This window comes from Pseudoalteromonas sp. BZA4, assembly GCF_040104395.1.
Taxonomy (GTDB): Bacteria; Pseudomonadota; Gammaproteobacteria; order Enterobacterales; family Alteromonadaceae; genus Pseudoalteromonas.
Genome location: NZ_JBECOT010000146.1, coordinates 1 through 1,200, shown reverse-complemented (window position 1 = coordinate 1,200; position 1,200 = coordinate 1). Strand labels below are relative to the sequence as shown.

Genomic DNA, 1,200 nt, shown 5'->3' with positions numbered 1-1,200 from the left:
AGTAGTGAATTATTCGCACTGCTACTGCATAAGCTTTACCGTATCGTTATTCATAGCTCAACTCTCAGGCGGTGGTTGCCACAAGTCGGCATCGTCTGGCGTCGTGCGGCACCGACGCTGTATATCCAAGACCCAGATAAAGAAGCTAAGTTAGCAGCCATGCGGGAGGCACTTGAAAATTGCAGCGTGGACCATCCGGTGTTTTATCAGGATGAGGTGGATATCCACCTGAATCCGAAGATTGGTGCCGACTGGGGCTTTAAAGGTAAACAGCGTAAGGTAGCTACACCCGGCCAGAATAAGAAACACTATCTGGCGGGGGCACTGCACAGCCAGACAGGACAAATCAGTTATGTTGGTGGTGAGCGCAAGACCAGTGATTTGTTTATTGCGCTGTTGGAGCAACTGAAAGGGCAATACCGGCGAGCGAAAAGTATCACGCTAATTGTGGATAATTACATCATCCATAAGAGCAAAAAAACGCAGAAATGGCTGAATGAGAACCCAAAGTTCAAGCTCTTGTTTTTACCGGTATACAGCCCGTGGCACAACAAAATTGAAAAGCTATGGCATGCGTTGCATGAAACGATAACCCGTAACCATCAGTGTAAGAACATGGATGACTTACTGGAGCAGGTATACCACTTTATGGACACAGCGGCTCCGTTCCCAGGTGGCAAGCATGGCTTGAAGCAGGTGTATCACAATTAGGATCAGTTATCTAGTCAGCAGTAAATCCCTAGCATGGACTTGCATCTGGCACCAAACTCTACGCAGTTCTTTTCCATGTGCCGCGCAAAAACTTTAGCTCAAAACCGTTCAGTATTCGGTAATGCTGAAGTGAACGTTGATGTCCGCTATTCGCTCTTAGCTGCCTGTCAGGTGAAGTCTAAACCTAATCAACAAAACTGTAAGATGAGATATGAGCGTTCTACGGACAGCCTGTTCTACGGACAGCCAACTCACACCACACCTAGGTCAGTTAATCGGCCAATAGCGGTCATTGAATTGTTATAGTAGTAATTCCATATCAACCCTGTGCATGTCTAGGCCCCAACCATCAGTGATTTCTTTAATTGTCTTTGCCCCAAATTTTTCGAAGAAAGGAGCTGAAAGATGACTGGCGGCGATATCTATAACTTTCATGTCACTGTCCTTTGCCATTTTCTTAGCGTAAGACATCATTGCCGTTCCGATGCC

Annotated in this window: 2 protein-coding genes; one reads left to right on the top strand and one right to left on the bottom strand. The window is 46.3% G+C overall.

The window, feature by feature from the left end; all coding sequences use genetic code 11:
* Nucleotides 1-711: IS630 family transposase (locus ABMY41_RS21785; protein WP_235374377.1), on the top strand; the 711-nt coding region annotated here is incomplete at its 5' end.
* A gap of 300 nt (nt 712-1,011) precedes the next feature.
* Here the strand turns inward: ABMY41_RS21785 and ABMY41_RS21780 are convergent.
* On the bottom strand, nt 1,012-1,200 hold a 189-nt coding region (locus ABMY41_RS21780; protein WP_235374376.1), incomplete at its 5' end, for a GNAT family N-acetyltransferase.